The organism is Kitasatospora sp. NBC_01287, from assembly GCF_026340565.1.
Classification (GTDB): domain Bacteria; phylum Actinomycetota; class Actinomycetes; order Streptomycetales; family Streptomycetaceae; genus Kitasatospora.
On record NZ_JAPEPB010000001.1, the window covers coordinates 525,699 to 539,716 of the forward strand.

Annotated in this window: 20 protein-coding genes; 12 read left to right on the forward strand and 8 right to left on the reverse strand. The window is 72.5% G+C overall.

The window, feature by feature from the left end; all coding sequences use genetic code 11:
• The first annotated feature begins 202 nt into the window (after positions 1-202).
• On the forward strand, positions 203-661 hold the full coding sequence (locus OG455_RS01965) for a hypothetical protein (protein ID WP_266301088.1): 459 nt from the start codon (positions 203-205) through the stop codon (positions 659-661).
• The gene (locus OG455_RS01970; RefSeq protein ID WP_266289472.1) at positions 645-1,013 is read left to right on the forward strand and encodes a hypothetical protein; all 369 of its coding nucleotides are present in this window, start codon (positions 645-647) and stop codon (positions 1,011-1,013) included. The genes OG455_RS01965 and OG455_RS01970 overlap by 17 nt, the downstream gene beginning before the upstream one ends.
• 249 nt (positions 1,014-1,262) lie before the next feature.
• Here OG455_RS01970 and OG455_RS01975 read toward each other — a convergent pair whose 3' ends face one another.
• Positions 1,263-1,715, reverse strand: a complete 453-nt coding sequence (locus OG455_RS01975; protein ID WP_266289474.1) for a nuclear transport factor 2 family protein — start codon at positions 1,713-1,715, stop codon at positions 1,263-1,265.
• Positions 1,716-1,890: 175 nt separating this feature from the next.
• Positions 1,891-2,382, reverse strand: coding sequence for an NUDIX hydrolase (locus OG455_RS01980; RefSeq protein WP_266289476.1), 492 nt, complete (start codon positions 2,380-2,382; stop codon positions 1,891-1,893).
• A gap of 236 nt (positions 2,383-2,618) precedes the next feature.
• Between OG455_RS01980 and OG455_RS01985 the strand changes: the two genes are divergently transcribed.
• Together OG455_RS01985 and OG455_RS01990 are read left to right on the forward strand one after the other, a co-directional pair.
• Positions 2,619-3,083, forward strand: coding sequence for a MarR family winged helix-turn-helix transcriptional regulator (locus tag OG455_RS01985; protein ID WP_266289478.1), 465 nt, complete (start codon positions 2,619-2,621; stop codon positions 3,081-3,083).
• Positions 3,084-3,199: 116 nt separating this feature from the next.
• The gene (locus OG455_RS01990; RefSeq protein WP_266289480.1) at positions 3,200-3,754 is read left to right on the forward strand and encodes an isochorismatase family protein; all 555 of its coding nucleotides are present in this window, start codon (positions 3,200-3,202) and stop codon (positions 3,752-3,754) included.
• Positions 3,755-3,857: 103 nt separating this feature from the next.
• On the opposite strand, the gene OG455_RS01995 is transcribed toward OG455_RS01990, so the two are convergent.
• From OG455_RS01995 to OG455_RS02005, 3 genes are all read right to left on the reverse strand, one after another.
• Positions 3,858-4,757: a hypothetical protein gene (locus OG455_RS01995; RefSeq protein ID WP_266289482.1), complete on the reverse strand. Its 900-nt coding sequence runs from the start codon at positions 4,755-4,757 to the stop codon at positions 3,858-3,860.
• A 53-nt stretch (positions 4,758-4,810) separates the two neighbouring features.
• The gene (locus OG455_RS02000) at positions 4,811-5,590 is read right to left on the reverse strand and encodes an SDR family NAD(P)-dependent oxidoreductase (protein WP_266289484.1); all 780 of its coding nucleotides are present in this window, start codon (positions 5,588-5,590) and stop codon (positions 4,811-4,813) included.
• A 100-nt stretch (positions 5,591-5,690) separates the two neighbouring features.
• Complete coding sequence (locus tag OG455_RS02005) at positions 5,691-6,053, reverse strand: hypothetical protein (protein ID WP_266289486.1); 363 nt, start codon at positions 6,051-6,053, stop codon at positions 5,691-5,693.
• Between the two features lie 162 nt (positions 6,054-6,215).
• On the opposite strand from OG455_RS02005, the gene OG455_RS02010 reads away from it, so the two are divergent.
• Together OG455_RS02010 and OG455_RS02015 are read left to right on the forward strand one after the other, a co-directional pair.
• Positions 6,216-6,584, forward strand: a complete 369-nt coding sequence (locus OG455_RS02010) for a hypothetical protein (protein ID WP_266289488.1) — start codon at positions 6,216-6,218, stop codon at positions 6,582-6,584.
• Positions 6,585-6,628: 44 nt separating this feature from the next.
• Positions 6,629-7,138 carry a GNAT family N-acetyltransferase gene (locus OG455_RS02015; RefSeq protein WP_266300627.1) on the forward strand — a complete coding sequence of 170 codons (510 nt, stop codon included), beginning with the start codon at positions 6,629-6,631 and terminating at the stop codon, positions 7,136-7,138.
• 79 nt (positions 7,139-7,217) lie between these two features.
• On the opposite strand, the gene OG455_RS02020 is transcribed toward OG455_RS02015, so the two are convergent.
• Entirely contained in the window at positions 7,218-7,610 is a 393-nt protein-coding gene (locus tag OG455_RS02020; RefSeq protein WP_266289490.1) for an alpha/beta fold hydrolase, read from the reverse strand.
• 509 nt (positions 7,611-8,119) lie between these two features.
• On the opposite strand from OG455_RS02020, the gene OG455_RS02025 reads away from it, so the two are divergent.
• The 4 genes from OG455_RS02025 (at position 8,120) to OG455_RS02040 (ending at position 10,634) form a co-directional block, all read left to right on the forward strand.
• The gene (locus OG455_RS02025) at positions 8,120-8,503 is read left to right on the forward strand and encodes a hypothetical protein (protein ID WP_266289492.1); all 384 of its coding nucleotides are present in this window, start codon (positions 8,120-8,122) and stop codon (positions 8,501-8,503) included.
• A gap of 118 nt (positions 8,504-8,621) precedes the next feature.
• A complete protein-coding gene (locus OG455_RS02030; protein ID WP_266289494.1) occupies positions 8,622-9,635 on the forward strand; it encodes a hypothetical protein in 1,014 nt (337 codons plus the stop codon).
• Between the two features lie 43 nt (positions 9,636-9,678).
• Entirely contained in the window at positions 9,679-10,104 is a 426-nt protein-coding gene (locus tag OG455_RS02035; RefSeq protein ID WP_266289496.1) for a roadblock/LC7 domain-containing protein, read from the forward strand.
• 155 nt (positions 10,105-10,259) lie between these two features.
• A complete protein-coding gene (locus OG455_RS02040) occupies positions 10,260-10,634 on the forward strand; it encodes a hypothetical protein (RefSeq protein ID WP_266289498.1) in 375 nt (124 codons plus the stop codon).
• A gap of 69 nt (positions 10,635-10,703) precedes the next feature.
• Here OG455_RS02040 and OG455_RS02045 read toward each other — a convergent pair whose 3' ends face one another.
• Positions 10,704-11,006, reverse strand: a complete 303-nt coding sequence (locus tag OG455_RS02045; protein ID WP_266289500.1) for a DUF6011 domain-containing protein — start codon at positions 11,004-11,006, stop codon at positions 10,704-10,706.
• 126 nt (positions 11,007-11,132) lie between these two features.
• Between OG455_RS02045 and OG455_RS02050 the strand changes: the two genes are divergently transcribed.
• The gene (locus OG455_RS02050) at positions 11,133-11,351 is read left to right on the forward strand and encodes a hypothetical protein (RefSeq protein ID WP_266289502.1); all 219 of its coding nucleotides are present in this window, start codon (positions 11,133-11,135) and stop codon (positions 11,349-11,351) included.
• Positions 11,352-11,436: 85 nt separating this feature from the next.
• Positions 11,437-12,006 (forward strand): DinB family protein, encoded by a 570-nt coding sequence (locus OG455_RS02055; RefSeq protein ID WP_266289504.1) that lies wholly within the window; start codon positions 11,437-11,439, stop codon positions 12,004-12,006.
• A gap of 30 nt (positions 12,007-12,036) precedes the next feature.
• Here the strand turns inward: OG455_RS02055 and OG455_RS02060 are convergent, their stop codons facing one another.
• On the reverse strand, positions 12,037-13,575 hold the full coding sequence (locus OG455_RS02060; RefSeq protein ID WP_266289506.1) for an FAD-dependent monooxygenase: 1,539 nt from the start codon (positions 13,573-13,575) through the stop codon (positions 12,037-12,039).
• Between the last annotated feature and the right edge of the window lie 443 nt (positions 13,576-14,018).

The window sequence follows — 14,018 nt, forward strand, 5'->3', positions numbered from 1 at the left end:
CCGCCCGCTCCAACTCACAGGTGCGTCGACCGCCTGTCGGCAAACGATCGTTTGACGACAGGCGGTCGACGCGTCCAAGAACTCACGGGATGTCGCACATCCGAGCTGACCCGCGCCACCGCCCGGCCGGCCCGCCCGGCCCGGCCCGGCCGGCAGCGGGCCGTTCCACCACACCCGGGCGGGAGGTTGATATGATCATTCCTTGACCTTTCCTTTGCCTTTCCTGGGGGAATTCCACATGGCCGACGAGATGGTTCGCCTCACCCGGCGGTTCGTGAACACGACCTACGGCAACGGCGCCACCCTCGGCGTATCCAAGCTGGAGGAGGACGGCCGCACCGGCTGGACCACGACGTACGCCCTGACCCGGGCGCTCCGGTACGAGATGGGCATCAGCGCACTGTCGAACGCGGACTGGCTCTTCACCTCGCCGGCGCGCCGGCTCAAGCCGCGCGAGGCCCTGATCCAGGCGCCCGTGCTCCGCCAGGCACCCGTGCTCCGGGAGCCGCGCAAGCCGAACCCCCCGGACTTCCTGGCGGACGAGGCCGTGAAGAACGGGCGCGAGCCGGCCGGCTGCACACCGTGCCGGAGAACTACAACCGGCTCTCGCGCGGCAAGTGGCGCCGGCCGTGGACGCGCATGCCGTGACGCCCGTGGATGACCTGAACAACCCGGACCGCGCGGCCACCGCCCGGGTGCGGAGCTGGTCGACGGCCGTGCTGGTGAACCTGACGCTGGGCGTCCCCGGCGTGGTGCCGGTCTGGCTGCTCTGGTACCTCGCCGTCAACTGGCCGCTGGCCGCGCTCGGCTGGGCGACCCGGGAGGCGACCGAGAACGACGGCGTGCTGCCGTGGCTGATGATCGGCCTCCCGGTGCTGACCCTGTTCGGACTGCTCTGGTGGCTCGCCAACCGGCGCGTGCGGCGGTCGATGGCACCGCCCTCCCGGCTGTACTGGCCGGTGAGCGGCCTGCTGACCGCAGTGCCGACGTTCGTCCTGATGATCGTGCTGTGAGAAGCGGGAACGAGAAGCGGCAAGCGGCAACCAGAAGCGAGATGAGAACAGAAGTGAGAACGGCAATGAGAGGTCGAGCCGATCCAGCCGGGCGACCTGCTCGGCCGTCAGCCGATCGGCACGCTCCGCGGCCAAGGGGTTTCGCGACAGCCCACTGGAGCCACACCTGCCACCACTGTCAGGCCCTCATCACAGACAGGCTCCGGGGCCCCCTTCCCGACCCCGCCGGGCGCGCGGATCGTTCCGCCCTCAGCGGGCGCTGCCGAGGTCGCGGTCGGCCTCGTCGCCGGCCAGCAGCAGGGTGGTCTCCTCGATCCGGCGGAACCGTCCGTCGGGTGCGAACTCGGCGAACAGGTAGACCTCCATGCGCACGGTGCTGCCATCGGTCTTGGTGACCTCGACGACGTGGCGGTCGGCGTACCGGTCCCCGTCGCTCAGCTCGTCGAGCACCGTCACCGAACCGCCGGCGACGACGGAGCGCAGGTGGGCGATGTGCGTCAGGAAGGCCGCGCGGTCGTCCCAACGTCCGTCGGTGCGCTGGCGGTAGTCGGGGGCGAAGTGGCGGTCGACGGCTTCGTCCAGGTCGAGGCCCGGGGTGAAGAGGAGGTCGGTCAGGGCGCCGGCGATGTCGGTGCGGAAGGCGGCGGGGGCAGGTGCGGCGGGGGCGGTGACGGGCGTGGCGGGGGCGGCTGCGATGTCCATGGCTGATGGCTCCTGAGGTCGTGACGCGATGCGTGCGCTGTGCACGGATAGGACAGTAGCACTTATCCGTGCACAGCGCACGCTTCTCTGTCCGACCCCCTTCCCGGCCCTCAGCCTCAGCCTCAGCCTCAGCGATCGAACGCGATCAACCCGTTCGGGAGTCGGAACCGCGGCACTACCGACCGTTCTGGAGGTAGCGCGCCGCTCCGTCGGCACGGGCCCGCAACACGGCCGCGAACCACGGGCGCTGCTCGGGCTGCAGGTAGGGCCGCCACTGCTCCGGGGCCCGCCAGGCGAACTCGTCGTGCTCGGCGCTGAGCACCACCGCGACGCCGTCCCCGGCCGGACCGGCGTCGAAGCAGAAGTCGATCACCGGGGGCCAGTCGTCGGCCGGGACGCGGTGGTCGACCACCAGCAGGGGCAGCGCGGCGGGCAGCGCGATGCCGGTCTCCTCGCGCGTCTCGCGCACCGCCGTCTCACTCGGGCGCTCGCCGTGGTCGGCCAGGCCGCCGGGCAGCTGCCACCAGGCGGGGTGCCCGGGGTAGGCGTGGGCCTGGTGGAGCATCAGGATCCGCCCGGCCCGGTCGGCCAGCAGGACGGCGGCGGAGACGACGTGCTTGGGAAGGGTGGCGGCGAACTCGTCGGGCGGCATGGCCAGGGTCGTCAATCTCGGCCCTCTCTCGGTGCGGCGGATGCTCGACCTGCTCAACGAACGGCGGCGCGGGCGGGCACGGCGTGGGCGGGCGAGGGCACGGGCGGGCGAGGCCTAGCGGAACTCCACAGCCAAGCACCACAGCCAAGCACCACACCCGAGCTCCACACCCGAGCTCCACACCCGAGCTCCACAGCGAAGCTCAACAGTTCGCCTTGCAAGTTCCCCTGCCGACCCATAGGCTCGACGGCATGTCCCCCGCCACCCCCGCCCACCAGGACCCCGAGGACCTGCCCGGCTTCGCCGCCGAGATCCACACCGTCCTCGGGCAACTCGCCCGCCGGGCGCGCGCCGCCTCGGCGGCCAGCGAGCTGACCGCCTCCCAGCGCTCGGCCGTCGCGCGGCTGCTGCGGGACGGCGCGGCCACCACGGCCGATCTGGCCCGCGCGGAGTTCGTCCGTCCGCAGTCGATGCGGATGACCGTGGCGGCGCTGGAGGAGCGGGGCTACGTCCGGCGCACGCCGCACCCCACCGACGGGCGGCAGCTGCTGATCGAGCTGACCGAGGAGGGCCGGGCCGCGGTGGACTCGATCCTGCGGGCCAAGCGCGACTGGCTGACCAGCGCCCTCGGCACCCAACTCGACGCCGCGCAGCGCGCCACGCTCGCCCAGGCGCTGCCGCTGCTGCGCAGCCTGGCGGCCGGCGACGACCAGTGAGCGCGCGCCGGACCCCCGGCACCAACTCCGGCACCAACCCCGGCATCAACCCCGGCTCCAATCACCGGCGCCATCACCGCCGGGAGCAACCCCTCCAGGAACAAGGAAGCACAGCCATGACTGCCACCACGCTGGACCGCGACACCGCCCTCATCCTGGTCGACCTGCAGAAGGGCATCACCGCCATCGCCGCGGACGCCGGCATCGATCAGGTCCTGGCCAACGCCGAGCAGTTGGTCGCGGCGTTCCGCGAGCGCGAGCTGCCGATCGTCCTGGTCAACGTCACCGGCGGGGCGCCCGGCCGCACCGAGCGTCCCGCCCGCGGCGGCGACCTCCCGGCGGACTGGGCCGACCTGGTGCTGCCCGCCCAGCCGGGCGACATCACCGTCAGCAAGCGGACCTGGGGCGCCTTCCACGGCACCGAGCTCGACCAGGAGCTGCGGCGCCGCGGTGTCACCCAGGTCGTCATCGGCGGTGTCGCCACCAGCGTGGGCGTCGAGTCGACGGCCCGCGCGGCGTACGAGCACGGCTACCACGTCACCATCGCCACCGACGCGGTGGCCGACCTGGACCCGGTCTCGCACGAGCACAGCCTCACCCGGGTCTTCCCGAAGCTCGGCGAGACCGGCGGCACGGCGGAGCTGATCGCCCTGTTGAACGACCGCGGCTGACCCGAGCGCCCGGCGGACCGCCGGTGCCAGTGCCCTGGGCACCGGCACCGGCCGCAGCTCAGGTCGACTGAGTACGGCTCAGTACGGCTCAGTACGGCTCAGCTCAGCCGCCGCTGGACACCCCGAGAGCCAGCCCCGCTTCGACGGCCATCGCCGTGAACGCCGTCGTCTCGCGCCCCCGCCGCGCCTCGTCGCCCGCGTAGGCGGAGGGAGTGCCCGCCGCCTCCCGGACCCGCAGCGCCTCGGTGACGATCGGGTGCCAGCGCGGTTCGAACGCGGTCAAGGCGTACCGTCCGGCGGCGCTCTTGGCGGTGAGCGCGCCGGTGGCGAGCAGGTGGTGCAGGCGGCTGACCCCGAGCACGCACCACTCCGCCGCCAGGGGTGTGGCCGCACCCGCCGGGTCCTCGGTGAGCTCCTGGACGGCGCCCGCCCAGTAGTCGGCCAGGTTCGCGTGGCTGAAGGCGCGCAGCGCGGCGTCGTCCGTCCAGACCTCCGTCCCGGTGAGCACCGGCCCGCGCACCGTCACGCCGTGGCGCGCGAGTTCGTGCCAGGTGACCGGAGAGACGTCGAACCGGTCGGCCTCCGTGAAGGTGGCGTCCTTGACGCACGGCACGTCCGGGCACTGCTCCGGCGACCGGCCCAGATCGGCGCGCAAGAGGTGGAATCCGTCGAAGTACGGCCCTGGGCAGCGCTCCCGCACCACCCGGTGCGCCGTGGCGAGCGCCGCGAGCGCGGCCTCGTCGGGGCGTTCGGCCAGGACGGCGACGAAGTCGATGTCGCTGCGGTCGGCGTAGAACTCGCCGAAGCCCAACGAGCCGTGCAGGTACAGGCCTTCGACCAGCCCGGGTGCGGTCTCGTCGATCGCCGCGAGGAAGGTCGACGTGGTCCGCCGCACCTCGGGCGGCAGTGACGGCTGCGCGGAAGGCGCGGGCGGCTGCGGCTCAGGTCGCGCCGCGGACGCGGCTGTCGGCGCCGGAACCGGCCCGGATATCGGAGTTGGCATACGGACATCCTAGGCACTGACCGACCGTCACAACGCCCGCCGGACACGGCGTGTCAGTGCACGGAGAAGCCGCCGTCGACGAAGACCGACTGCCCGGTGACGTAGGCGGAGGCGCGGCTCGCCAGGAACACCGCCGCACCCTCGAAGTCCTCGGCCAGACCGTTGCGCCCGACCATCGTGCGCGCGGCCAGCGCCGCCACCCGCTCCGGGTCCGACGACAGCCGCGCGTTGAGCGGCGTCATCACGAACCCCGGCACCAGTGTGTTGCAGGTGACGCCGTACGGCGACCAGGCCTCGGCCTGCGAACGGGCCAGCGACTCCAGCGCCCCCTTGGAGACTCCGTAGGCTCCACTCTGCACGAACGCCCGGTGCGCTTGCTGGGAGGTGACGTGGATGATCCGCCCGAAGCCGCGCTCGGCCATGCCGGGCCCGAACCGCTGTCCCAGCGCGTACGGCGCCGCCAGGTTCACCGCCATGGTGGTGTCCCAGACGTCGTCACCCAGCTCGCCCATGGGCGGCCGCAGGTTCACCCCGGCGGAGTTGACGAGGATGTCGGGCTCGCCGAACACCCCGGCCGCCTCATCGGCCACGCGGCGGGCGCCGTCGCGCGTGCTCAGATCGCCGCTCACCCAGGCCGCCCGGCCGCCGTGCGCCGTCAGCTCGCCTACCGCCGCCGCCAGTTCCGCCTCCCTGCGCGCCACGATCACGACGCTCGCCCCTGCCCGGGCCAGCGCTCCGGCGATGGCACGGCCGATGCCGGAACTGCCGCCGGTGACCACGGCAACACGTCCGTCCAGCGAGAACAGCTCAGCGAGATAGCTCTGCGACTCCATGCCCGCACCCTAGACGACGTGCCGCGGCGCCAGCACCCGGGTTACAGGGGACGCGGTACCGCTGCGGACCAGCGGGCCGGGCGGGCGCGGCGGCCCCACCTCACAGCGCTCCGGGTGGCGGGGCGGCCGACCCGTCGGGGAGGTCCTGGCGAGCGCCGAGGAAGTAGACCAGGTCCGGCTCGAACTCGACGTCCACAGCAGAGCCGTCGTCGGCGGAGCCGTCCGCCGCGGCCGCCGCCAGGGTCGCGCGCAGCGGCTCCCGGAGCGCGGGCAGGATCTGGTACTCGCCCCCCGTCAGCCAGTCGTCGTCACGGACGTCGCAGTGCTCGCGCAGCAAAGGGCGGATCCGCAAGTACTGCTGCCTGTTCAGCGGGACGGACGCGCGGAGCCGGTCGTCGGCTCCGAAGCCGCTCAGCAGCCAGAGCAGGTTGCGGCCGTCGGCGAAGGGTTGCTCCTCACTCATCCGGTCACCCTAGAACGGCTCTCGCCTCCACCGGGCAGCCGGGCAGCCGGCAGGCCGCGGGATGCGCTCCGAAACCCGGTGGCCGGCGCGGCCCGTGGGCCGGTACCGTCCGATCTCCCACGGGCCGCATCAGCGGCAGCAGACACACGGAGAGCGACTCCCATGACCGGCCGGCGATCGACGACGACCCTCTGGAGACCCACAGGGCCCGAGGAGCTGGCCCTGGTCCGGGAGCTGAACTGGCGTGCCTGGCCGGCCCGGTTGCCCGAGCAGCCGATCTTCTACCCCGTCCTCGACGAGGACTACGCGATCAAGATCGCGCGGGACTGGAACGTCAAGCACAGCGGTGCCGGGTTCGTCACGCGCTTCGAGGTCGAGTCGGAGTTCCTGCGCCGGTACCCCGTCCAGCAGGTCGGCGGCCGGACGATCCTCGAACTGTGGGTACCGGCCGCGGAGCTTGACGAGTTCAACGCCCACATCGTCGGCGAGATCCAGGTGGTGCACGAGTTCCGCCGGCTCCAGAGCCGTTGAGACATCGCGACATCCTGCTGATGCTCGAACTGGAGAAGGAGCCCATGCGCATCCGAGAGGCCCACAGCAACGAACTTCCCCTTCTCCAGGAGATCGAGAGGGCGGCGGGCCGCTGCTTCCGCGATATCGGCATGGCCGCTGTCGCGGACGACGAGCCGCTGCCGCTGGACGAACTCGCCCGATACCAGCGAGCCGGCCTGGCCTGGGTGGCCGGCGACGGGACCGGCGCCCCGGTGGCCTACCTCATCGCAGACCACGTCGACGGCAGCCTCCACGTCGAACAGGTCTCGGTGCACCCTGACAGTGCCCGCAGGGGAATCGGACGCGCGCTCCTGGACCATCTCGCCGACCTGGCTGCAGCCGGCGGCATCCGCGCCCTGACCCTCACCACGTTCACCGACGTGCCGTGGAACGCCCCCTACTACGCCCGCTGCGGGTTCCAACCGCTCGCCGAGGAGCTACTCGGCCCCGGTCTGCGGGAGGTCCGCGCGCGGGAAGCGGCCCACGGTCTGGACCGGTGGCCGCGGTTGTCCATGCGGCGAACCATCGGCTGACGGATCGCGCAAGGCCTGTGCCACCAGCGGTCCGCTCCGGCGCGGGCCACCTCGGCAGGCCGCGGCCGGCGCCCGCCGGTCAGGAACCGGGGCCGAACTCCCCGTCCGCGAGCAGGAACGGTGAGACCGCCGCCAGGAACTCCCCCGGGGCCGCGTGGTGGATCAGGTGCCCCACCGGGATGGTCACCACCCGCCCGTCGGGGAGGCGGCCGGCCAGTTCGGCGATGCCTTCCTGGGCGACGTGGCTGGATGGGCCGCCGGCCAGCACCAGGGTCCGGGCGGTGATCTCACCGAGCCGTTCCAGCCACGCGGGATCCCCGCGGAGGTCGAGCGCGTACACCCGTCGGCCGCGGGCGAGGACCGGCGTCACCTCCCGCCAGTCGGCGGCTCCCTCGCCCAGCGCCTGCAGCAGGACGAGCGGCGGGGCGTCCGGCGGACCCGACAGCTGGTAGGCCAACCGGATCCCGCCCACCTCGACCGAGTGTTGATCAGCAACCGTCTCCGGAGGAGACGCGGAAGGCGTGTGCCGGAGCGACGGAGTTCACCAGCGGCCGAACCACTCGTGCGCCGACCGCCGCCACGCCATAGCGTCCGGGGCGGACCGCGCAGTAGTCGGACTCGGGCCGAGGGGTGCGATTGAGCCAACCACCCTGTGCTGGTCGGCGAGTTCACGCTGTCGCCGGCCGGCAGAAGGCTCGAAGCCCAGGGCCTGGAGGCGGCGGCAGCACTCCGGGCTGAGTTGGCCGAAAAGCAGCGCTCAAGTAGTAAATATGCCAACGGCATTGTCATACGGCATCTCTCACTCAGTAACCTTCCGTGGCAGTCGAGCAACGCGTCGTGGCGGTCGACGGCTGGCGGTCGACGGCTGGCGGCTGGCGGCTGGCGGCTGGCGGCTGGCGGCCAGTAGTCGGTGGCCGGTGGCCGGTGCTGACCACCACCTCCCACTCCCGCCGACATCCCTACCATTCCGAAGGAGCCCAGGTGCCGGGGATCGAGGACTGCCTGTCGGCGGCGATGAGAATCGCCGGCGCGCGCGGTGCGGGCCTGCTCGACTGGGGCAGCGGACTGGCGCTCGGCACGGCGGGGGTGAGCCCGGCCGAGGACCACGAAGCCACCGCCGCCGAGGCCACCGACCTGGTCAGGCTCGCCGCCGAGAGCCTGAGCTTCGCCGAAGCGAGCGACCCACGACTGCCGCTGCAGGACCTGATCCTGACCACGGAACGCAGCTACCACCTGTTCCGGCTGATCGGCACGGTCTTCGACAGCCGACTGCTGCTGCACCTGTGGCTCGACCGCGAGGAAGCCAATCTGGCCGGCGCGCGCCTACGCCTGCAGGCTCTGGCGGAGGAGCTGGTGCTCGGCTGAAGCACCGCACCGCACTGCACCGCACCGCGCCTCCAGCACGGCCCGGACGGCCCGGCACGCGGCGCCGCAGCATCGCCGTACCCCCACAAGTCCGCCTCCACGTACGGGAGCTGAGGATGTGAGCACACCCATGTCACGCCGCTGGCAGCCACCGGGCCCGGCTGTCGAGCGGCTGGCCGACACCCGGGCCACCGGGGCCCTGCACACGGAGACCGGCACCGTCTACCTGGACCACGGCGCCGTCGTCCACGCGGACAGCCCGCACTCCCTCGACCTCGGGGAACTGCTGACCCGCTGCGGCCGGCTCACCCCGGACCGCTGGCAGCACACCCTGGACCAGTTCGCCGACAACTGCCTGGTCGGCCGCATGCTGGTCGCCCAAGGGAGCCTGACACGAGGCGAGTTGGAACTCTGCCACCTCGCCGCCCTGCACGACGCGGCCTTCTTCGCCCTCGGCGCGCTCTCCCCGGACGCCCGCTTCGAGCCCGGAGCGCGGCACTGGCTCGGCCCGGTGAACGAGGTGGACCCCAGGCTGCTGCGGCGCGAGGCGGTACGGCGCCGGGATCTGCTGGAGCGCATCTGGCCCTGGCCGCAGGTGGACACCGCGCCCGTGCGGCGGGCGGCCGCGCCGCACGGGAACAGCGCGGGGCCGGCCGGAAGTCCACGACGGCGCGAGCTGCTGGGCCTCGCCGACGGCCGCCGGACACCGACCGAGCTGGCCCGGCTGCTGGGACGCTCGACCTACGCGACGATCGTCGAGGTCCGGCGACTGGCGGCGGCCGGCCTGATCGCGACGCCCCGCGAGGAGTCGTACGAGCGGCTGTGCCAGGAACCGCGAGCGCGGCAGCCGCAGGATCAGCGGTCCCAGGACCAGCATCCTCAGGACCAGCGACCTCAGGACCAGCGACCTCAGGACCAGCGACCTCAGGACCAGCGGCCGGTCGGCGAACTGACCGGCGTCGGGGCCGGGTTGTCCGTGCCGCCCCCGCGCGACGCGCTGGACCACCGGGTGCCGGGCGCAACCCTGCGCCGTGCCACCGGGCGCAACCCGCCGCCGCCCCGCCCCGCGCCCACCGAACCGGACATCGCTCTGCTGACCCGCGTCCGCATCGCACTGGAGGCCCGACTATGACCCCCGCCCCACCCGCCACCCCGAACGCCCGGTCATGAGGCGGATGCTGAAGCCGCGCTACGATCGGCGCCAACTCGCGGCCCTGGAGAGCACCTTGCTCGCCGAACTGCGCGTCTTGCGGCTGCGCGTGCCGCACCTGGCCGGCGGCCTGGTCGCGGGGGTGAACGGTCTGCTGCTCGCCCACGACACCCACGACACCGACCCGGACGGCCTGGCCGCGCTCACCGCGACCGCGCTCGGGGTGGCCCAGCGGTTGGCCGATGCCACCGGCCAGGGAGAGTTCCGCGAGTCGCTCTTCCGCGGCGAGCACGGCTTCATCGCGACCTACGCGGCCGGACCGAACTGCGTCCTGACACTGCTCTCGCACCCCGACGTGAGCATCGGCCGGCTACGGCTGGAGGGGCGCCGCTCCGCGCAGCGCCTCGCCGAGGTACTGCGCGGGGGCGAGCCGCAAGCCTCCTCCCCCTAGACCCAGCCCCCCACCGCCCACCGCCCACCGCCCACCAGACCAACAGGCCATCAGACCAACAGGCCATCAGACCAACAGGCCATCAGACCAACTCGGTTACGACCAAAGACCTTTCGTTCCGCTGTCCACTTCCAGCCCCACTTCAGGAGATCACCATGGCAGACGCCGACACCGCACTCCGGCAGGCAATCAACAACATCGAGGGCGCGATCGGCGCCGCACTCGTGGACTACGGCAGCGGGATGGCCCTGGGCACTCTGGACGGCGGCGGCGGGCTGGACCTGACCGTGGCCGCCGCCGGGAACACGGATGTGGTGCGGGCCAAGTTCCGGACGATGGAGATGCTGGGGCTGAACGACGGCATCGAGGACATCCTGATCACGCTCAGCAGCCAGTACCACATGATCCGGCCGCTGACCGGCCGCACCGGCAAGGGCCTCTTCCTCTACCTCGCGCTCGACAAGCGCCGGGCGAACCTCGCCATGGCGCGGCACCAGCTGGCCAAGATCGAGGCAGACCTGGAGGTCTGACACGCTCTGACACCCTCTGACGCGTCTGACGCGCTCTGATACGCCGTCACATCATGCGCGCCGCAGGGCTCACAGTCCGGGCAGCGCGTCCTGCGCCACCTCGTGCCGCCGCACCGGCTCACCACCGGTGTGGCGGCACCCGGGGCCCAACCGGAGCATCCGCGACTCGGGGTCGTGCAGCAGCCGCCCGCAGCCACGGCAGGTGACCAGCTCGGCCAGCCGCTCCTGGACCGCCGTTCCGGGCAGTCGCTGCGCCGCCTCGGGACCCGGCCCAGAACTCGCGTCGGGCCCCGGGGCACGACTCCGCCCAGGTCCCGGTACGGGACTCGGTACGGGACTCGGTCCAGGGCCTACCGCCGACAGATCGCTCACCGGCGCAGCCTATCGCGCACGGACCACGGGTCGCCGGACCCGGTCAGCCCGTGACCAAGGCGCCCGTCGGCAGTTGAGCAGGACGACACACCCCACCGCCCGATGACCAGAGGACCAGAGGCCCGCATGCGTACCGCGATCCGATTCACCTTCACCGGCGCCCTGCTCATCGCGGCCGGCCTGGCGGCCGCCACCTCGGCCTCGGCGGCCGGGACGACGGCCTACCCGGCTCCCTCGAAGCAGGAGCACACCTACAGCATCCCGGTCGGGGGGATCTCGGATCTGGGGGATCTCACCAAGGTCGCGAACCTGGGCACGGACTTCGCGGGTCTGCTCGGCCACTGAGCCCCGGCTCGCACCCGGGCGGGTGCTCGGGGCAACCGCTTGCCTGCCGGATAATCGCTTGCCTGTCTGACCATCCGTCAGAATCATGACCACGGTGAACGACGTACCCGAGCGGTGGAGCCAGGCGAGCGTCTACCCCGACATGTGGGCGGACCCGGACAAGGACCCCCGGAGCAGCGACGGAGCCCTCCCGGAGGGCGAGTTGGCGACGCTGCGGGACTTCCTGACGAGCTACCGGCTGACCCTGCTGATGAAGTGCGAGGGACTGGATCCGGAACAGCTGACGCACCGGTCGGTGCCGCCGTCGACCATGTCCTTGCTGGGACTGGTCCGCCATCTCGCCGAGGTGGAGCGGGATTGGCGCAACTGGGTCCAGCCGGCGGACCCGGCGCCGAAGCTGTACGGCGCGGGTGACGGCGACTTCGAGGGAGCCTTGGCGGAGCAGGGGCTGGTCGACGGCGCGTTCGCCGATCTCGCCCGCGAACAGGCCGCGACCGACGCTGCGCTGGCCGGGTGCACGGATCTCGGTGCGCGGGTGGGTCACGACGGCCTCCCCGTCCGCGGGCTGTGGGTCCACCGGATCGAGGAGTACGCCCGCCACTGCGGGCACGCCGATCTGCTGCGCGAACGCGTCGACGGCCGGGTGGGGCAGTAGCGCGGAGCGGCCGGATCGCCGGGTGGCGACTCAGCCGGTGGCGGCGCCGAACCACTGGGGCAGCCGGGCGAGCAGGTCCCGCTGGTCGTCACCGACCCACGCCACGTGGCCGTCCGGGCGCAGCAGCACCGCGGGCACGTCCAGCTCTTCGCTGACCCCGACGACGTGGTCGACCCGGTCCGCCCAGCCCGCCGCCGAGAGCCGGCCGGTCTGGTCGAGCAGGAGCCCGCGGCCGCCGTGCAGCAGCCCGTAGAGGCGGCCGCGCTTCAGGCCCACGTCCCGCATCCTGCGGCCCAGCAGTTCACGGCCCCCGGCGAAGTCACCGACGCCACCGGTCCCATCGGCGTCACCCGCATCACCATCACCCACGTCACCCTCGCCCACGTCACCCTCGCCACGCGCACCACCCGCACCACCCGCACCACCGACGTCGTAGCGGACCCCGATCGCGGTGACCTTCTCGATCAGGTGCCGGTTCACCTCGTCGAAGTCCATCAGCTCCGACAGCAGCCGGCGCACCGCCAGGGGGCCGGGCTCGGGGGAGAGCAGCAGCATCTGCGCCCGGGTGTTGTCCAGCACCGAGGCTGCCACCGGGTGCCGTTCCGTGTGGTAGCTGTCCAGCAGTCCCTCCGGCGCCCAGCCGTTGACCTCGGCGGCCAGCTTCCAGCCGAGGTTGAACGCGTCCTGGATGCCGAGGTTGAGGCCCTGCCCGCCGGTCGGCGGGTGGATGTGCGCCGCGTCGCCGGCCAGCAGCACCCGGCCGGTCCGGTAGCGCTCGGCCAGCCGGGTGGCGTCGCCGAAGCGGGAGAGCCAGCGCGGTGAGTGCATGCCGAAGTCGGTGCCGGCGAAGACCCGCATCCGCTGCTTGAACTCCTCAAGGGTCGGCGGGACCTCGCGGTCCTCGCTCACCCCTTCGGCGGGCACGATCACGCGGTAGAGCCCCTCCCCCATGGGGCCGGCGCCGAACCGCAGGTGGGTCTTGCGGACTTCGGCCACCACCGCGGCCAGTTCCTCGGGCGGAACGCCCATCTCCACCTCGCCCAGCAGCGTCTCGACCCTGCTGGGCTCCCCCGGGAAGCCCACACCGAGCAGCTTGCGCACCGTACTGCGCCCGCCGTCGCAGCCGACGAGGTAGCGCGAGCGCAACCGCGTGCCGTCGGCCAGTTCGACGGTCACGCCCTCCTCGTCCTGGGACAGCCCGACCAGTTCGCACCCGCGCCGGATCTCCGCGCCGCGCTCACGGGCGTGCTCGGCCAGCAGCCGCTCGGTGACCGCCTGCGGAATGCCGAGGATGTACGAGTGCGCGGTGTCCAGCCGCTCGGGCCACGGCTTGATGATGCCGGCGAAGAAGCTGCTGGTGGCGTGCCGCCGGCCGTTCGCGAGGAACCGCTCCAGCAGACCGCGCTGGTCCATCACCTCGATGCTGCGCACGTGCAGACCCTGCGAACGGGAATGCCCGGTCGGCTCCGCCAGCTTCTCCAGCACGAGCACGCGCACACCGTGCAGCCGCAGCTCGCCGGCCAGCATCAGACCGGTCGGTCCACCGCCCGCCACGATCACGTCGATCATCACAAACCCTCATCCGTTTCCGCGCGTTCTGGCCTCGGTCGGCGATTCTGCGGCACGACCGGGGTCTTGCCGCAAGCCCCCCGGTGCGCTATAAGTTGAGAGTGGCAAGGAGTGGGTGACCTCCTCCCCGAACTCCCGAGCCGACGCCGGCGCAGCAGCTCGGCTCAACACCTCGGCTCAACAACTCAGCTCAACAACTCAGCGGAGCAGTGGCTCAGCACGGACCGCTCTCCACCGGATCAGCGCCGCTCCTCATCCCGCCAGTATCCGCCCCGACGACACCCGGGGCACGGCACGGCGCACCGGAACGGACGCGGCGGTCCGGGCGCAGCCGGCCGAACCCAGCGATCCGCGCGCAGCAGTCCGGGTACGGAGGAGCAGGCCCCGGTCCGGGTTGCCGACTTGCCCGGCCGGGTAGCCTCCAGCCCGGTCAAGATCGCGGC

Coding starts and splice junctions, on each gene's coding strand:
- OG455_RS01975 (WP_266289474.1), bottom strand. CDS start 1,715: ATGGACATCGCAGCCGCCCCCGCCACGCCCGTCACCGCCCCCGCCGCA.
- OG455_RS01985 (WP_266289478.1), top strand. CDS start 2,619: ATGTCCCCCGCCACCCCCGCCCACCAGGACCCCGAGGACCTGCCCGGC.
- OG455_RS01990 (WP_266289480.1), top strand. CDS start 3,200: ATGACTGCCACCACGCTGGACCGCGACACCGCCCTCATCCTGGTCGAC.
- OG455_RS01995 (WP_266289482.1), bottom strand. CDS start 4,757: ATGCCAACTCCGATATCCGGGCCGGTTCCGGCGCCGACAGCCGCGTCC.
- OG455_RS02000 (WP_266289484.1), bottom strand. CDS start 5,590: ATGGAGTCGCAGAGCTATCTCGCTGAGCTGTTCTCGCTGGACGGACGT.
- OG455_RS02005 (WP_266289486.1), bottom strand. CDS start 6,053: ATGAGTGAGGAGCAACCCTTCGCCGACGGCCGCAACCTGCTCTGGCTG.
- OG455_RS02010 (WP_266289488.1), top strand. CDS start 6,216: ATGACCGGCCGGCGATCGACGACGACCCTCTGGAGACCCACAGGGCCC.
- OG455_RS02015 (WP_266300627.1), top strand. CDS start 6,629: ATGCGCATCCGAGAGGCCCACAGCAACGAACTTCCCCTTCTCCAGGAG.
- OG455_RS02035 (WP_266289496.1), top strand. CDS start 9,679: ATGCTGAAGCCGCGCTACGATCGGCGCCAACTCGCGGCCCTGGAGAGC.
- OG455_RS02040 (WP_266289498.1), top strand. CDS start 10,260: ATGGCAGACGCCGACACCGCACTCCGGCAGGCAATCAACAACATCGAG.
- OG455_RS02050 (WP_266289502.1), top strand. CDS start 11,133: ATGCGTACCGCGATCCGATTCACCTTCACCGGCGCCCTGCTCATCGCG.
- OG455_RS02055 (WP_266289504.1), top strand. CDS start 11,437: ATGACCACGGTGAACGACGTACCCGAGCGGTGGAGCCAGGCGAGCGTC.
- OG455_RS02060 (WP_266289506.1), bottom strand. CDS start 13,575: ATGATCGACGTGATCGTGGCGGGCGGTGGACCGACCGGTCTGATGCTG.